Raw genomic sequence first — 15,104 nt, 5'->3', positions numbered from 1 at the left:
CGAGGTGCTCACGGCAGCCGACGTCCACGTGGCCACGCGCACCGCGGCGATGGTCGACGAGCTGGATGACCGGGTGCGGCTGGCCGCGGCGCTCGCCGTCCGTGCTGTTCGGCACGGATCGGTCTGCGTCGACCTGGCCACGGTGTCCGACACGGCCGTCGAAGCACTCGATGAGCCGGTCGAGCTCCCGTGGCCCGAGCAGGACAGCTGGATTGCTGCGGTGGCGGCCAGCTCGCTGGTCGAGCACGAAATTCTTCGGCTCGAGGGCTCGGTGCTCTACCTCGACCGGTACTGGCGCGAGGAGCGGCAGGTGTGTGCTGATCTGCTCGAGCGGTTGGACTCGCCCCGACCCCCGGTCGACGACAGCTGGCTCAGCGCAGCGCTGGACCGGGTGTTTGCTGGAGAAGCTGACGTCACCGAACAGCGATCCGCCGTCGAGACTGCGCTGCGCGGAACCACGACGGTGCTGACCGGTGGGCCGGGCACCGGCAAGACCACGACCATCGCCCGGCTGCTCGCCGTGGTGTCCGAGCAGCACGAGCTGGCGGCCGGACGTCGCCCCCGCGTAGCGATGTGCGCTCCGACCGCCAAGGCGGCGGCCCGTCTTCAGGAAGCCGTGGCCGAGCAGGCGGTCGACCTCGAGCCTGAGGATCGCGAGCGGGTCGGATCCCTGGAGGCCTCCACGATTCATCGGCTCCTGGGGTGGACGCCCAATCCCACGCGGTTCCGTCAGCACCGGGGCAACCGACTACCGCACGACGTGGTCGTCGTGGACGAGACCTCGATGGTGTCGCTGACCCAGATGGCGCGGCTGCTGGAGGCGGTGCGGCCCGACGCACGCCTCGTGCTGGTCGGCGATCCCTACCAGCTGGCATCGATCGAGGCGGGAGCCGTGCTCGCAGACATCGTCGACGGACTCGCCGACCATGCCGCCCGACCCGTGGCCCGGCTCAGCACGGTGCACCGGTACGGCGGAGCCATCGGGCGTCTGGCCGAAGCGTTGCGGTGCGGCGACGTCGACGCGGCCATGGTCGAGCTGGGGTCGGACGACCGGGCGGTGCAGCTGATCGATCCAGACGATGCTCCGGCCGTGCAGGGGGTGGTCGCCGACGTCGTTGAGCGTGCCACCGCGATGTGGCGGGCAGCCGAGGACGGGGACACCGACCGCGCCCTGGCCGCGCTGGGTGAACACCGACTCCTGTGCGCCCATCGCGAGGGTCGATTCGGGGTCCGCGGGTGGAACATGCGGGTTGAGCGCGGCGTCGCTGACGCGACCGGCATCACCCACTACGCCGAGTGGTACCCGGGTCGTCCCGTGCTCGTGACGGCGAACAACCAGACGCTCGGGGTGTGGAACGGAGACCTCGGGGTCACGATGCGACTCCCCGACGGGCGGCTGGAAGTGTCCCTCGTGGCCGCCGACGGCCCCCGCCCGCTGGCCACCACGCGCCTCCCCGACACCGAGACGATGCACGCCACGACAGTCCACAAGGCGCAAGGATCCCAGGCTGGGGTCGTGACCGTCGTGATGCCGCCTGAGGAATCCGCGCTGCTCACCCGCGAGCTGTTCTACACCGCGGTGACTCGGGCGCGGATGCAGGTGCGCATCATCGGCACCGAGACGTCGATCCGGGCTGCAGTCGATCGCCGTGCGGTGCGCGCCTCAGGCCTGGCCCAGCGACTTCGTTCCGGCTCCTGACCGCCACCCCCGGGCCGTCAGCTTTTCGGCACAGAACGCCAGCCCGCGATCGACACCTTTGCGCGGTCACGGTGCTGCGCAGCCAGTCGGTGCCCTGGCGACATGTCGGATCGGTGGCGCCGTCGCCAGTGTGCTCGGAGACGGTGCAGGAGTCGAGGAGGGCAGCGCTAGAAGTCGTCCGTGCGCCGCAGCCGGCGTGGGCGCCCGTCGGGGTCGTGCAGGAGTGTGTACGGGGCGGCGGCGACCGCGCGAGCCCATGGCCCGAGCTCAGGGGGCTTGATGCTGCGCAGGCGTCCCGCCGGTCGGGGACCGATGCTCCCACCCTCGTGCCACGCGTCGAGGCGCGCCGCACTCGATGCGAAGGTGGCGAACATGTCCTCTGGTTCCAGGCAGTCGGCGGTCACATCAGACAGATCGGCCGCCGCTCGGTCCAGGTGTTCGGCAGCCAAGGTGAGGCGCAGTCGTCTGCCGTAGTCGCCATCTCGGTCGACGACCACGGCGGAGAGCTCTGAATCATGGGTCCATGAGCGTCGATTGAAGTTGTCGGAGCCGATCGTCGTCCAGGTGTCGTCAATCACGCAGGTCTTGGCATGCACGTAGACAGGGGTCCCCGCATGATTCTCAAGTCCGTAGACCGCCACTCGGTCTGGCGCGATCCGCACCAGGTCCTGCATTGCTCGGCGCCGGCCCTCCAGCTGCGGTAGTCGTCCCAGCACGCCCTCCAGGTTGGGGTACAGCGGGACCACCCCGATGATGAACAGATCGCGATGACGCTCCAGGGCTGTGGTGAACATGCGGCCCACGTGGCGCCCCCACAAGTACTGGTCCTCGACATAGACCAGGCGGCGGGCATGTTCGATCGCCCTCGTGTACCCGCGCGCCACGCTTCTCTCCCCGCCCTCGGCGAAGGGGTAGTCGTGGCGGGACGGCAGCTGCGGGTAGGTGCGCAGCAGCTGCACCACGTGCGCGCCGCCGGGGACCGGCGGCGGCGGCGGCAGCTGCGGGGGCAACCGACTCGGAGATGGGGTTAGTCCCGGTGGCGTGGTCCGCCGCAGCCGCCAGCGACGGGGACTGCCATCGAGCGGAGCCGGATCCTCCCACCGTTCCCGGAAGACTGTCTCCACGTCGTGCACGGCGGGACCAGCGATCTCCGCCTGGACGTCATGCCACGGCGGGGTGGCGCCGTACTCCGTGGCCATCTCGTCGGACTGCGGGTCGCCTCCGTGCTGCTCGTCGTCTCGGCGAGAGTGGCACAGGTCGATCCCGCCGACGAACGCCACATCTCGTGTGGGGTCGTCGCGGTGTCGCAGCACCACCAGCTTCTGGTGGTGCGATCCACGCTTTCGCACTCGCATGTCGAGCCATGCCTCGACGCCGCGTGCTCGCAACCGCGCTGCGAACTCCGCATTGTCTCCCTCGGCGTCGATGGCGACTGACGCGTGGGAGTGCCAGACCAGTCCCCGCACGTCGACCCCGCGCTCGGCGGCCCGGCCGAGCACGGCCAGTACCTCGCTGCCCGGCTCGGCGGTGAGCCGCTCGTCGGCGTCGCCCTGCCAGTCGGTGAACGCCAGAAAGTCTCCAGCCACCATGGCTTCAATTCGCTCGTAGAGCTCAGCAAAATAGGTTGCGCCGTGGATCAGGGGCCGCACCGCGTTTCTTTCCGACCATGCACGCCCCTCGTGAGCAGCATCGATCCGCGTCTGTGCGTTGCCCCGCTCATCGGGAGGCAGCAGCCAATCAACGATGTCGACTGGTTCGGGCACCCGCTCACCATGGCACATGTGGCGCATGATGATCGCGAGTCTGTCCAAGATCTTCGAGGACGTGGTGCTGTCGGTCCGCGGTGAGGCGCGCGTCACTGTCGTCGGCGGCGGGGAATGTCTGGGCGCGCATGGGGTTGATCATGGTGTGGTGACCCAGACGATGACCGCCGCGCCCGGTCGGGAGGTGCGCCCCACCCATGTCGGTGCGGCGCTGCTGGCGCTTGCGCTTGGCGGCTTCGCGATTGGGACCACTGAATTCATGACCATGGGGCTGCTCGAGGAGATCGCGGTCGGCATCGACCGGTCGAACGCCACGACGGGTCACATCATCTCGGCCTATGCGTTCGGCGTCGTGGTCGGCGCGCCTGTCATCGTGGCGCTCGGTGCGCGCCTGCCCAAGCGTGAGCTGGCGATGGGGCTGATCCTGGCCCTGGGCGTCGGCAACGCGATCACCGCGATGGCCAGTGGCTACCTCCCGGTGTTGCTCTCACGCTTCGTGAGCGGCTTGCCACACGGCGCGTACTTCGGTGTCGCGTCTCTGCTAGCCGCCTCTTTGGTTCGGCCAGAGCACAAGGGTCGTGCCGTCGGTTCCGTCATGCTGGGGCTGTCGGTCGCCACGGTCGCCGGCGTCCCGGCCAGCACGCTCCTTGGCCAGACTCTCGGCTGGCGCAGCGCCTACTGGGCGGTGCTCATGATCGCCATCGCCGCAGCTGTGATGATCGCCGCCTTCGTGCCACACTCGCCAGCCAACCTGGATGCTTCTGTGCGGGGGGAGCTCTCCGCGCTCAAGCGCCCGCAGGTGCTGTTCGCGGTCGCTGCGGGCATGGTCGGGTTCGGGGGTCTGTTCGCGATGTACAGCTACATCGCCCCCATCGTCACGCGGGTGATCGGGCTCGATGCGCAGTGGATTGCCGTGTTCTTGCTGGTGTTCGGCGTCGGCAGCGTGATCGGCTCGTGGCTCGCCGGCATCCTGGCCGACTGGAACGACGAGCGCACGATCCTCATCGGTTTCGCCTCGATGGCAGTGGCGCTGTTGCTGTTCTGGATCTTCGGTCCCTACGTGGTGCCGGCGCTCGTGCTGGTGTTCACCGTCGGCATCCTCGGGTCGGTACTGGCCATCTCGCTGCAGGTCCGTCTGATGACGGCAGCCGGCGATGCGCAGATGCTGGGCGCCGCGCTCAATCATTCGGCGCTCAACGTCGCCAACGGCCTTGGCGCGGCGCTCGGTTCGGTGGTGATCGCCGCAGGCTTCGGATACAACGCCGCGAGCATCGTCGGCGCCGGCTTGGCCGTTCTCGGCCTGCTGATCTTCGCGGTGGGGCTGGTGGTCCAGCGTCCTACCTTGGTCAGCCGCTGATCTCGCGGGCAACACGTTCGCCGGAACTGATCGCTCCGTCGATGTAGCCGCACCATCGCACTGCGGTCTCGGTCCCGGCCCAGTGGATTGGTCCGATCGGCTCGCGCAGCGCGTGACCCACCTGGGTCCACGCACCGGGCGGGAGGTGCGCGCCGTAGCAGCCTCGAGTCCATTCCTCGGCGGTCCAGTCGCGCTCGATGAACGCCAGGGGCTGCCTGGCCGCGTCGCCGAAATAGTGGGTCAGCACCTCGGTCACCGCCGCCTGGCGGTCAGCCGCGCCGACCGCACCCAGGGCGAGCCCGTCGGCGCCTTCGATGAACGCCAGCAGAATGCCGGGCTGGCCGGTTCCAGGTGGGGTGGCGTCAAAGATCACCTTGACGGGAAACGTGTCACCGGTGGCCTCGCCGCTCAAGCCCTCTTCGCGCCAGAACGGCCGGTCGTAGACGGCGTGGCACTTGATCACCGAGCCGTGCGGCATGCGCTGGGTGAGCGCATCTCGGCTGGGGGGCAGTGGCGGGTCGTAGGTGATTCGGCCGGCCAGCGTGGGCGGAATCGCCACCACGACGTGGTCGGCCCGGTGCTGGCCGGTGGTCGTCGTCACCAGCACGCCGTCCGTGCCGTGATCGATGGCGGTGACCGGTTCATCTCGCCGTACCCGGTCGCCCAGGCCCTCGGCCAGGCGTTCGCAGAGCTGCTGCATGCCGCCGTCGACCCGTGCGTGCTGAGCGCCGCCCTCGGTGCTGATGAGGTGCTCGAGGCTGACGCCTGACTTGCTGTAGAACAAGGCGTGCAGCAACGACAGATTGGCCGGGGTCGTCGCGAACACGGCTTCACAGGCGATTCGAAAGAAGTCCCGACCCGTGTCCGTGTGGCAGGTGCGTCGAATCCATGTCTCGAAGGTCTGCCCGTCCCACCGTCCCGCGTCGCGGGTCCGCCAGGGCTGTTCGAGGTCGACTCGCTTCGCGAGACGTTCGAAGCGCGCCATCGCCTGGCCGACGTCGACGAGCGTCGCAGGCCCCAGCCGCGGGGTGCGGCCGGTATAGCGAGCCGTCGTGCCGCGCAGGCTCATGAGCGTCTCGCCGTGCCCCCCTTGATCGATCGTGGTGAGGCCGAACCGCTCCAGCTCGTCGGCCAGGAGGCGCTGGTCGGGGCCGATCCACTGTCCGCCTGAATCGACGCGCAGGTCGGGCATCCCGGGGATGACTTCGGTCAAGGTCCGCCCGCCCACGCGAGTGCGGGCCTCGAGGATCAGGACGTCCTGTCCGGACGCCACGAGCCGGTCCGCAGCGACGAGTCCGGCCACACCTGCACCGATGACGATGGTCTGTGCCTGCACGGGACCAACCTAGTGGTGCTGCTCGCCGGTTTCAGTCGAAGACGACGGTGCGCGGACCGTTGCGCAGGACGCGCGACTCCGCGTGCAGCTGCACCGCGCGGGACAAGGTCTGGGACTCCACGTCACGGCCAGCTCGGGCGAGGTCGGCTGCTGTCATGCGGTGGTCCACGCGCAGCACGCCCTGATCGATGATCGGTCCCTCGTCGAGGTCGGCTGTCACGTAGTGCGCGGTGGCGCCGATCAGCTTCACGCCACGATCGTGTGCCTGGTGGTAGGGCCGAGCGCCCTTGAAGCTGGGCAGAAAGCTGTGATGGATGTTGATCGCCCGGCCCTCCAAGGCGCGGCAGGCGTCGTCGCTGAGGATCTGCATGTAGCGGGCCAGCACCACCACGTCGATGTCCAGGTCGCGGACCAGCCCGAGCATCAGCGCCTCGACCTCGACTCGATCCACAGCCGCATGGAACGAGATGTCGTACGCGGCGGCCAGCTTCGCCAGATCCTCGTGATTGGACACCACGGCAGGAATCTCGATGTTGAGCCCACCCGTGCTTTGCCGGTACAGCAGGTCGTTGAGGCAGTGACCTTCTGTCGACACCATGACCAAGGCACGCATCGGCCGCTCGGCCACGCCGAGTCGAAAGTTCATCGCATGTTCCGCGGCCACCGGACCGAAGTCAGGCGGGTCCGAGTGCTCGAAGTGCACCCGCAGGAAGAACTCTCCGTCGCTGGTGTCGGTGAACTGCTGGCTGTCCAGGATGTTGCCGCCGGACTCGGCGATCCACCGGGTCACGGCGAAGACCAGCCCGGGACGGTCAGGGCACGAGAGCGTCAGGATGTGGCTCATCGCAGCAACTCATATCCGATGGCGTCGTCATGGGTCCCGTCGCCCAGCGGCTCGGCCTGGTGCTGGGTGCCGAACGGGGTGAAGCCGGTGGCCCGAGCCACCGCATTGCTGGCCGCGTTGCCGGCCGCGGCGTACAGCGTCAGACGATCTCGGCCCAGCTCGGACCAGGCGTGATCGATCACCAGGGCGACTGCTTCCTTCGCCAGCCCGCGACCGCGCGCGTCCGGGTGCATCCAGTAGCCGATCTCGCCGGACGTGTTGCGCAGGTCCATCACGGCGACGTTGCCCAGCAGGGTGTCGGTCTCCCGGTCGGCGATGCACCAGGTCGCCTTGGTGCCGGTGGCAGCCAGCCAGACGCAGTCGTCGACGTACTGCTGAGCGACGGCCGGCGTGTACGGCGAGGGGAGCCCGGCCAGCCAGTGCCGACTGTCGGGGTCGGTGCACGCCTCGATGCTGCGGGGGATGTCGGCACTCGTGATCGGTCGCAGGCGCAGCCGGTCGGATTCCAGCACCGTCGATCCCACCCACGGTTGCTTCGGCACCGGTGCGTCGCCGAAGCGGATGGAGGCGGTCCAGGCATCGAGCACCTGTCCGCGTTCGTGCAGGATGCCTGGGGTGGTGCCGTGCAGGGTGAAACCGGCAGCGTGAGCGACCCGCAATGAAGACTCGTTGCCCACGTGGGCGCGCCAGTGGATGATCTCGACGCCCGTGCTGGTCAGCACCCAGTCGTTGGCGAGCCGGACCGCGCGGGTCATGGCGCCGCTGCCGCGGGCCCAGGGGTGGAGGGCGAAACCGATGTCGGCGATCGGTTCCTGACGGATGTCAACGCTGCCTGCGTACCGGCCATCCACCTCGATGGCCCAATGTCGCGAGGCTCCCTTGTTCCACGCGGCAGGGATGTGCTCGAAGGCAAAGTGCTCGCTCATCTCCCGGGTGTGCGGAGTGGGGATCGCGGTCCAGCGGATCATGTCCGGGTCGTGCGCCATCTCGAGCATGTCGTCGATGTCGCCGGGGACGTGGGCTCGCAGGGTGACGACTCCGTCGGACAGGACCGGTACGTTCATGGGCCACTGGTCCACGTTCATCGACGAAACTCGTCGGCTGGGTAGACCCCCAGCACCGTGATGTCGGTGGTGTAGAACGTCAGCTCCTCGAGCGCGCGGGCCAAGCCGGGATCGTCGGGATGGCCGTCGACCTCCGCGAGGAACTGCGTCGCGGTGAACTCCCCGCCCACCATGTAGCTCTCGAGCTTGGTCATGTTGACGCCGTTCGTGGCGAAGCCACCCAGCGCCTTGTACAGCGCCGCTGGCAGGTTGCGGACGTTGAACATGAACGTGGTGATCGTTGCCTGCCCCCGCGCCGGAACGTCGGGATCGCGGGACAACACCACGAAGCGCGTCGTGTTGTGGTCCTCGTCCTCGATGTCAGAGGCCAGCACGTCAAGACCGTAGATCTCGGCGGCCAGCGGTGGAGAGATGGCCGCCTGTGTGGGGTCGGCAGCGTCGGCGACCTCGCGGGCGGCGCCAGCGGTGTCGCCGGAGATGATGGGCGTGAGTTCGTGCTCGCGGATGATCTTGCGGCACTGGCCCAGCGCGTGCACGTGGCTGTGCACCGTCTTGATCGTGTCGAGGGTGGCACCCGGCACGCCGAGCAGGCTGAACTGGATGCGCAAGAAGTGCTCGGCCACGATGTGCAGCCCGGAGGTCGGCAGGAAGTGGTGGATGTCGGCGACCCGACCGGCGATCGAGTTGTCGATGGGGATCATGGCCAGATCGGCGTCACCACCGCTGACGGCTGCGAACACGTCCTCGAAGGACGCGCAGGCCACGGCGTCAGCCTCGGGGTAGTGCTCCCGGCAGACGATGTGGGAGTTGGCCCCGGGCTCACCCTGATACGCGATCTTCACCCGTCCAGTCTGGCACCCGCCGCTGGTCGGACCGTGAACAGTGTCGGGGTCTTCCACTCGCGCGCTGCGAACGCTGCCTCGACCGCACCGCGTAACGGGAGCAGCCGGTTGGTGGGTGCCAAGGCGATGACGCTGCCGCCGAATCCGAAACCAGTGAGCCGGGCGCCGAGGGCCCCGGCATCCAGGGCTGTTTCGACCGTGACGTCCAGCTCGGGGCAGCTGACGTCGAAGTCATCGCGCAGGGACGCATGCGATGCCGTGAGGAGGGTGCCGAGCTGGGCCCAGTCGTGAGCACCGAGGACGCGAACCGCCGCCTTCACGCGGGCCGTCTCGGTGAGCACGTGACGCGCGCGGCTCTTGAGAAGGTCGTCGTCAAGACGAAAGAGACTGTCGAGCGTGACATCGGCCAAGTGTCCGAGGCTGAGGACCTCGGCCGCCCGCCGGCACTCGTCGTGGCGATCCGCGTACTCGCCACCCCCGATCGCGTGCTGGACGCCGGTGTCGATGACCACGAGGGACAGGCCGTCGTCGCCCCAGTCGATCGGGATCGGCTGTACGGCGCCCGTGCGGGTGTTGATCAGGCTCGCCGCCTCGTGGACCACCGCCAGCTGGTCCACGACGCCGGATGGGACGCCGAGGTAGTCGTTCTCGCTGCGGCGGGCGAGGGCGGCGACGGCCGTGGGGTCCAGGGTGGCACCGGCGAGGTCAGCCAGCGCCATCGCGACACCGCAGGCGACCGCAGCCGAGGACGCCAGGCCCGCTCCTGAGGGGATGGTGGACTCGATGACCAGGTCGGCGCCGGGGACGGTGTGGCCGTCCTGCGCCAGAGCCCACGCCACTCCGGCAGTCAGGGCCGCCCAGCCGCTGACCTCACCCACGGCGACCGACGTCGAGAAGCTGATGGTCTGCCCACCGGACCAGACGTGGATGGTCGCGTCGTCGCGACGGCGCGCCTTGACCACGACGCCTCGGTCGATGGCCATCGGCAGCACCGGACCGCCGTTGTAGTCGAGGTGCTCACCGATGAGGTTGACCCGCCCGGGGACGATCCAGTGCCGTACGTCAGTCACCCGGTTGAGCCTAGCGACGGCGCTCCCTTGGCGGCTGGCAGAATGCACAGCATGGCTCCGCAATCTCGGGATGGTCGCCCGCGCGCTCTCTCCGGGGCACAGCCCTCGGCCGATTCGTACCATCTGGGCAACTACTTTGGCGCCTTCAAGCAGTGGGTCACCCTGCAGGAGGAGTTCGACGCCTTCTACTTCATCCCTGACCTGCACGCCATCACGGTCGAGTACGACCCGGCACTGTTGCGCGAGCGCACCTACGTTGCCGCTGCTCAGATGATCGCGGCAGGCGTCGATCCCGGCCGCAGCGCACTGTTCGTCCAAAGTCACGTGCCCGAGCACGCCCAGCTGGCGTGGGTGCTGGGGAGCATCACCGGCTTCGGCGAGGCGAGCCGGATGACGCAGTTCAAGGACAAGAGCGTCAAGGGGGGACAGGACTCGTCCAGCGTCGGGCTGTTCACCTACCCGATCTTGATGGCCGCTGACATCCTCATCTATCAGGCCGACAAGGTGCCGGTGGGCGAGGACCAGCGTCAGCACATCGAGCTCACTCGCAACCTGGCGCAGCGCTTCAACCATCGCTTCGGCGAGACCTTCACGGTGCCCGAGCCGCACATCGTGAAGTCGGCGGCCAAGATCTACGATCTGCAGGACCCGACCGCCAAGATGAGCGGGTCCAGCCAGTCGCACGCCGGAGTCGTGGACCTGACCGACACCCCCCAGCAGGTCGCCAAGAAGTTTCGGTCGGCCGTCACGGATTCCGGCACCGAGATCTCCTTCGATCCGCAGGGCAAGCCGGGTATCTCCAATCTGTTGACGATCTACTCGGCGCTGACCGATCGGCCCATCGCCGACATCGTCACGGAATTTCAGGGCCAGCAGTACGGACACCTCAAGGTGGCCATCGCTGATCTGACCGCCGACTTCGTCGGCGCCTTCGGTGACCGGACCCGCCAGCTGCTGGACGACCGCTCCGAGCTGGACCGCATCCTGGCCGACGGCGCCGCGCGAGCGCGCGAAGTGGCGGTGCCCACCCTGGAGCTGGTCTACGAGCGGTCCGGATTCGTCACCCCGTGACCCCATCGACCACCACGGTCGGCGTGGCCATCGCTGTTCCCGAACCCTTCGGCAGTCTGCTGCGCGACGCCCGCGCACAGTTCGGCGACGAGATGGCCGCCACGATTCCCACTCACATCACCTTGACGCCGCCCGCCGAGGTCGAGCCGAGTGCTTTGGGCCAGCTGGCGGTGTCGCTCGAGACGGCCGCTGCGACCGTGGCGCCGTACTCGATCCGGCTGCGTGGCACCGGAACATTTCGTCCGGTCTCGCCGGTGGTGTACGTCGCCGTCAGCGAGGGAGCGGCACAGACTGAACAGCTGGCCCACCGGGTCCGAGGCGCGCTGGGTCATCCTGCGCTGGAGTTCCCGTATCACCCGCACGTCACGGTGGCGCACCATCTGGACGACCCAGCCCTCGATCACGCCTACGCAGCGCTGGCCGGCTTCGAGTGCGAGTTCCGGGTCGCGGAGTTCGCGCTGTACCACCAGGTGGACCACACCGGCTGGAAGCCCGAAAGGCACTTCGCCCTCGGGTCACGCTGAGGTGCTTGCCTGCGGCTGACCTCCGGCTAGGGTGTGACCGTGACCACACCCTCACTGGCTGGCCGCGCTGCCATTTCGGCGCGCACACTGCGGACCGACAGGTGGTGGCTCCCGCCGTTGTTCACGGCCTTGGGCCTGCTGGCCTGGGTGGCCTACGCGACCGTGCGCGCCTTCATGCAGAAGCACTACTTCGTCGAGCAGTACGAGTACCTGACGCCGTTCTACTCGCCCTGCGTCTCGACCGGATGCGTCGAGGCCTCGTCCCACTTCGGCCAGTTCCTGCCCGACGTGTGGTGGCTTCCCTACGCTGCGCTCACCCTGCCGTTCCTGCTGCTGTTCCGGCTGACCTGCTACTACTACCGCAAGGCGTACTACCGGTCGTTCTGGCTGTCGCCGCCGGCCTGCGCCGTGGCCGAGCCGCACGCCTCGTACTCCGGCGAGACCCGGTACCCGCTGCTGGGCCAGAACCTGCACCGCTACTTCTTCTACGCGGCGGTGGCCATCTCGTTGATCAACAGCTACGACGCCATTCGGGCGTTCGTCACGGCCGATGGCGAGTTCGGCTTCGGGCTCGGCAACATCGTCCTGCTGACCAACGTCGTCCTGTTGTGGGCGTACACCGTGTCGTGCCACTCGTGCCGCAGCCTGATCGGCGGCCGACTCAACCACTTCTCCCAGCACCCGGTGCGGTACAAGCTGTGGGGCTGGGTCTCCCGGCTCAACGAGCGTCACATGGCGCTGGCCTGGACGACGTTGGCCAGTCTGGCCATCACCGACTTCTACATCATGGCCGTGTCGGCTGGCTGGTTCTCCGACCCGCGCTTCATCAACTGAGGACAACATGGCCGAGATCGAGACCCATTCCTACGACGTCGTCATCATCGGTGCCGGTGGCGCCGGGCTGCGCGCTGCCATCGAGGCTCGCGAGCAGGGCCAGCGCACCGCGATCATCTCCAAGTCGTTGTTCGGCAAGGCCCACACCGTCATGGCCGAGGGCGGCTGTGCAGCGTCGATGGGCAACGCCAACTCCAATGACAACTGGATGGTGCACTTCGGCGACACCATGCGCGGCGGCAAGTTCCTCAACAACTGGCGCATGGCAGAACTGCATGCCAAGGAGGCTCCCGATCGGGTGTGGGAGCTGGAGACCTATGGCGCGCTCTTCGACCGCACGCCCGACGGCAGGATCAGCCAGCGCAACTTCGGGGGTCACACCTACCCGCGTCTTGCGCACGTCGGCGACCGCACCGGCCTCGAGCTGATTCGCACGCTGCAGCAAAAGATCGTGTCGCTGCAGCAGGAGGACTTCCGCGCCACGGGGGATTACGAAGCCAACATCCGCGTCTTCGACGAGTGCACCATCATCGATCTGCTCACCACAGACGGCGCGATCTCTGGTGCCGTGGCGTACCTCCGCGAGTCCGGACGCCACCTGCTGTTCGAGGCCCCAGCCGTCGTGATGGCCACCGGCGGCATCGGCAAGTCGTACAAGGTCACCAGCAACTCGTGGGAGTACACCGGCGATGGGCATGCTCTCGCGCTGCGCGCCGGAGCTTCGCTGATCAACATGGAGTTCTTGCAGTTCCACCCGACCGGCATGGTCTGGCCGCCTTCGGTCAAAGGCATCTTGGTCACCGAATCGGTGCGCGGCGATGGCGGAGTGCTGACCAACTCCGAGGGCAAGCGCTTCATGTTCGACTACATCGCAGACGTGTTCAAGAAGCTGTACGCCACGACCCCGGAGGAAGCCGACCGCTGGTACACCGACCCCGACAACAACCGGCGCCCCCCGGAGCTGCTGCCACGCGACGAGGTGGCCCGCGCCATCAACTCCGAGGTCAAAGCCGGACGCGGATCACCTCACGGTGGGGTGTATCTCGACGTCTCCTCGCGCATGCCAGCTGAGGCCATCATCAAACGCCTCCCGTCGATGCACCACCAGTTCAAGGAACTGGCCGACGTCGATATCACGAAGGAGCCGATGGAGGTCGGCCCCACGTGCCACTACGTCATGGGGGGCATCGAGGTCGAGCCGGACACGGGCGCCTCATCGGTGCCGGGACTGTTCGCCGCGGGGGAGTGCTCCGGCGGCATGCATGGCTCCAACCGCCTGGGCGGCAACTCGTTGTCCGACCTGTTGGTGTTCGGCCGGCGAGCCGGCGCCGGTGCAGCCCAGTACGTGGGTGCGCTCGCCTCTCGCCCGGCGGTGTCCGAGGCTGACATCAAGGTGGCGCGCGACCAGTCGGTGGCGCCCTTCGGCGATGGCGGTACCGACGGCGCCGAGAACCCGTACACCCTGCACACCGAGCTGCAGCAGACGATGGGCGATCTGGTCGGCATCATTCGCCGTGCCGATGAGATCGAGCAGGCTGTGGTCCAGCTCGAGGGCCTCAAGGAGCGCGCCACGCACATGGTCGTGGAGGGTCACCGGCAGTTCAACCCGGGCTGGCACCTCGCGCTCGACCTGCGCAACATGTTGCTGGTCAGCGAGTGCGTCGCCAAGGCGGCGGTGTTGCGCACGGAGAGCCGCGGCGGCCACACGCGCGACGACTTCCCGGCGATGGACGCTGAGTGGCGCAACAAGCTGCTGGTCTGCACCGTGGCCGACGACGGCTCGGCCCAGGTGGATCTGAAGGATCAGATCCCCGTCCGCGCCGATCTCCTCCGATTGTTCGAAGCCGATGAGCTGGGCAAGTACTTCACCGAGGCAGAACTTTCTGGAGGTCAGAACTGATGGGCTACCAACAGACATTCCGCGTGTGGCGGGGCACGGACGAGGGCGGTGACTTCGCCGAGTACGACGTCGAGGTCAACGAGGGCGAGGTCGTCCTGGACGTGATCCATCGACTGCAGGCCACCCAGACGCCCGACCTGGCGGTGCGGTGGAACTGCAAGGCTGGCAAGTGCGGATCGTGCAGCGCTGAGATCAACGGTCGACCGCGTCTGCTGTGCATGACGCGCATGTCGACGCTGCCCCAGGACAGCACCGTCACCGTCACCCCCATGCGGACGTTCCCGGTCATCCGCGATCTGGTCACCGATGTGTCGTTCAACTACCAGAAGGCCCGCGAGGTGCGTTCGTTCGTGCCGCCGGAGGGCGTCGAGCCGGGCGAGTACCGCATGCAGCAGATCGACGTGGAGCGCTCGCAGGAGTTCCGCAAGTGCATCGAGTGCTTCCTGTGCCAGGACACCTGCCACGTGATCCGCGATCACGAGGAAAACAAGGAGTCCTTCTCTGGCCCGCGCTTCTTGATGCGGATCGCCGAGCTCGACATGCACCCGCTCGATGCTGCCGAGGAGCAGGGCGTCAATCGCAAGGCGGCCGCTCAGGACCAGCACGGTCTGGGATTCTGCAACATCACCAAGTGCTGCACCGACGTCTGCCCCGAGAACATCAAGATCACCGACAACGCCCTGATCCCGCTCAAGGAGAGGGTGGTCGACCTCAAGTTCGATCCGATCATCCGTCGCCGGAAGCGCACCAGGAAGAGCTGATCTTCTGTGATCTGTTGCACACAGGTCACCCTTGCCCCA

13 protein-coding genes are annotated in these 15,104 nt (G+C 67.8%); 7 read left to right on the top strand and 6 right to left on the bottom strand.

The features are described from left to right. On the top strand, positions 1-1,699 hold a 1,699-nt coding region (gene recD / locus WB508_RS10320), incomplete at its 5' end, for an exodeoxyribonuclease V subunit alpha (RefSeq protein ID WP_423844798.1). A 167-nt stretch (positions 1,700-1,866) separates the two neighbouring features. On the opposite strand, the gene WB508_RS10315 is transcribed toward recD, so the two are convergent. Then, positions 1,867-3,462, bottom strand: a complete 1,596-nt coding sequence (locus WB508_RS10315; RefSeq protein WP_423844797.1) for a phospholipase D-like domain-containing protein — start codon at positions 3,460-3,462, stop codon at positions 1,867-1,869. A gap of 25 nt (positions 3,463-3,487) precedes the next feature. Here WB508_RS10315 and WB508_RS10310 point away from each other — a divergent pair, with 25 nt between their 5' ends. Then, positions 3,488-4,819 (top strand): MFS transporter, encoded by a 1,332-nt coding sequence (locus tag WB508_RS10310; RefSeq protein ID WP_423844796.1) that lies wholly within the window; start codon positions 3,488-3,490, stop codon positions 4,817-4,819. Here WB508_RS10310 and WB508_RS10305 read toward each other — a convergent pair. The 5 genes from WB508_RS10305 to galK are packed head-to-tail and all read right to left on the bottom strand — an operon-like array spanning position 4,809 to position 9,975. Beyond that, entirely contained in the window at positions 4,809-6,155 is a 1,347-nt protein-coding gene (locus tag WB508_RS10305) for a flavin monoamine oxidase family protein (RefSeq protein ID WP_423844795.1), read from the bottom strand. The genes WB508_RS10310 and WB508_RS10305 overlap by 11 nt on opposite strands. A 31-nt stretch (positions 6,156-6,186) precedes the next feature. Beyond that, positions 6,187-6,999, bottom strand: a complete 813-nt coding sequence (purU, locus tag WB508_RS10300) for a formyltetrahydrofolate deformylase (RefSeq protein WP_423844794.1) — start codon at positions 6,997-6,999, stop codon at positions 6,187-6,189. After that, positions 6,996-8,063 (bottom strand): GNAT family N-acetyltransferase, encoded by a 1,068-nt coding sequence (locus tag WB508_RS10295; RefSeq protein ID WP_423844793.1) that lies wholly within the window; start codon positions 8,061-8,063, stop codon positions 6,996-6,998. The genes purU and WB508_RS10295 overlap by 4 nt, the downstream gene beginning before the upstream one ends. A 17-nt stretch (positions 8,064-8,080) precedes the next feature. Then, on the bottom strand, positions 8,081-8,905 hold the full coding sequence (locus WB508_RS10290; protein ID WP_423844792.1) for a prephenate dehydratase: 825 nt from the start codon (positions 8,903-8,905) through the stop codon (positions 8,081-8,083). After that, the gene (galK, locus tag WB508_RS10285) at positions 8,902-9,975 is read right to left on the bottom strand and encodes a galactokinase (protein ID WP_423844791.1); all 1,074 of its coding nucleotides are present in this window, start codon (positions 9,973-9,975) and stop codon (positions 8,902-8,904) included. Before galK ends, WB508_RS10290 begins: the two co-directional genes overlap by 4 nt. Positions 9,976-10,017: 42 nt before the next feature. On the opposite strand from galK, the gene trpS reads away from it, so the two are divergent. From trpS to WB508_RS10260, 5 genes are read left to right on the top strand one after another with little or no spacing between them, the layout of a single operon-like run. Beyond that, on the top strand, positions 10,018-11,046 hold the full coding sequence (gene trpS / locus WB508_RS10280) for a tryptophan--tRNA ligase (protein ID WP_423844790.1): 1,029 nt from the start codon (positions 10,018-10,020) through the stop codon (positions 11,044-11,046). After that, positions 11,043-11,570: a 2'-5' RNA ligase family protein gene (locus WB508_RS10275; protein WP_423844789.1), complete on the top strand. Its 528-nt coding sequence runs from the start codon at positions 11,043-11,045 to the stop codon at positions 11,568-11,570. Before trpS ends, WB508_RS10275 begins: the two co-directional genes overlap by 4 nt. Before the next feature lie 39 nt (positions 11,571-11,609). After that, entirely contained in the window at positions 11,610-12,404 is a 795-nt protein-coding gene (locus WB508_RS10270) for a hypothetical protein (RefSeq protein ID WP_423844788.1), read from the top strand. A gap of 7 nt (positions 12,405-12,411) precedes the next feature. Beyond that, positions 12,412-14,304, top strand: coding sequence for a fumarate reductase/succinate dehydrogenase flavoprotein subunit (locus tag WB508_RS10265; RefSeq protein ID WP_423844787.1), 1,893 nt, complete (start codon positions 12,412-12,414; stop codon positions 14,302-14,304). Beyond that, positions 14,304-15,065, top strand: a complete 762-nt coding sequence (locus tag WB508_RS10260) for a succinate dehydrogenase/fumarate reductase iron-sulfur subunit (protein ID WP_423844786.1) — start codon at positions 14,304-14,306, stop codon at positions 15,063-15,065. The genes WB508_RS10265 and WB508_RS10260 overlap by 1 nt, the downstream gene beginning before the upstream one ends. Positions 15,066-15,104 lie beyond the last annotated feature (39 nt).

The organism is Aeromicrobium sp., from assembly GCF_049586495.1.
In the GTDB taxonomy this organism is placed as follows: domain Bacteria; phylum Actinomycetota; class Actinomycetes; order Propionibacteriales; family Nocardioidaceae; genus Aeromicrobium.
This window is presented reverse-complemented; position numbering and strand designations above follow the sequence as displayed.

What these genes read in the sequence shown, in the direction of transcription:
- WB508_RS10310 (WP_423844796.1), top strand. Translation starts at nt 3,488, where the DNA reads ATGATGATCGCGAGTCTGTCCAAGATCTTCGAGGACGTGGTGCTGTCG.
- purU (WP_423844794.1), bottom strand. Translation starts at nt 6,999, where the DNA reads ATGAGCCACATCCTGACGCTCTCGTGCCCTGACCGTCCCGGGCTGGTC.
- WB508_RS10295 (WP_423844793.1), bottom strand. Translation starts at nt 8,063, where the DNA reads ATGAACGTACCGGTCCTGTCCGACGGAGTCGTCACCCTGCGAGCCCAC.
- trpS (WP_423844790.1), top strand. Translation starts at nt 10,018, where the DNA reads ATGCACAGCATGGCTCCGCAATCTCGGGATGGTCGCCCGCGCGCTCTC.
- WB508_RS10265 (WP_423844787.1), top strand. Translation starts at nt 12,412, where the DNA reads ATGGCCGAGATCGAGACCCATTCCTACGACGTCGTCATCATCGGTGCC.
- WB508_RS10260 (WP_423844786.1), top strand. Translation starts at nt 14,304, where the DNA reads ATGGGCTACCAACAGACATTCCGCGTGTGGCGGGGCACGGACGAGGGC.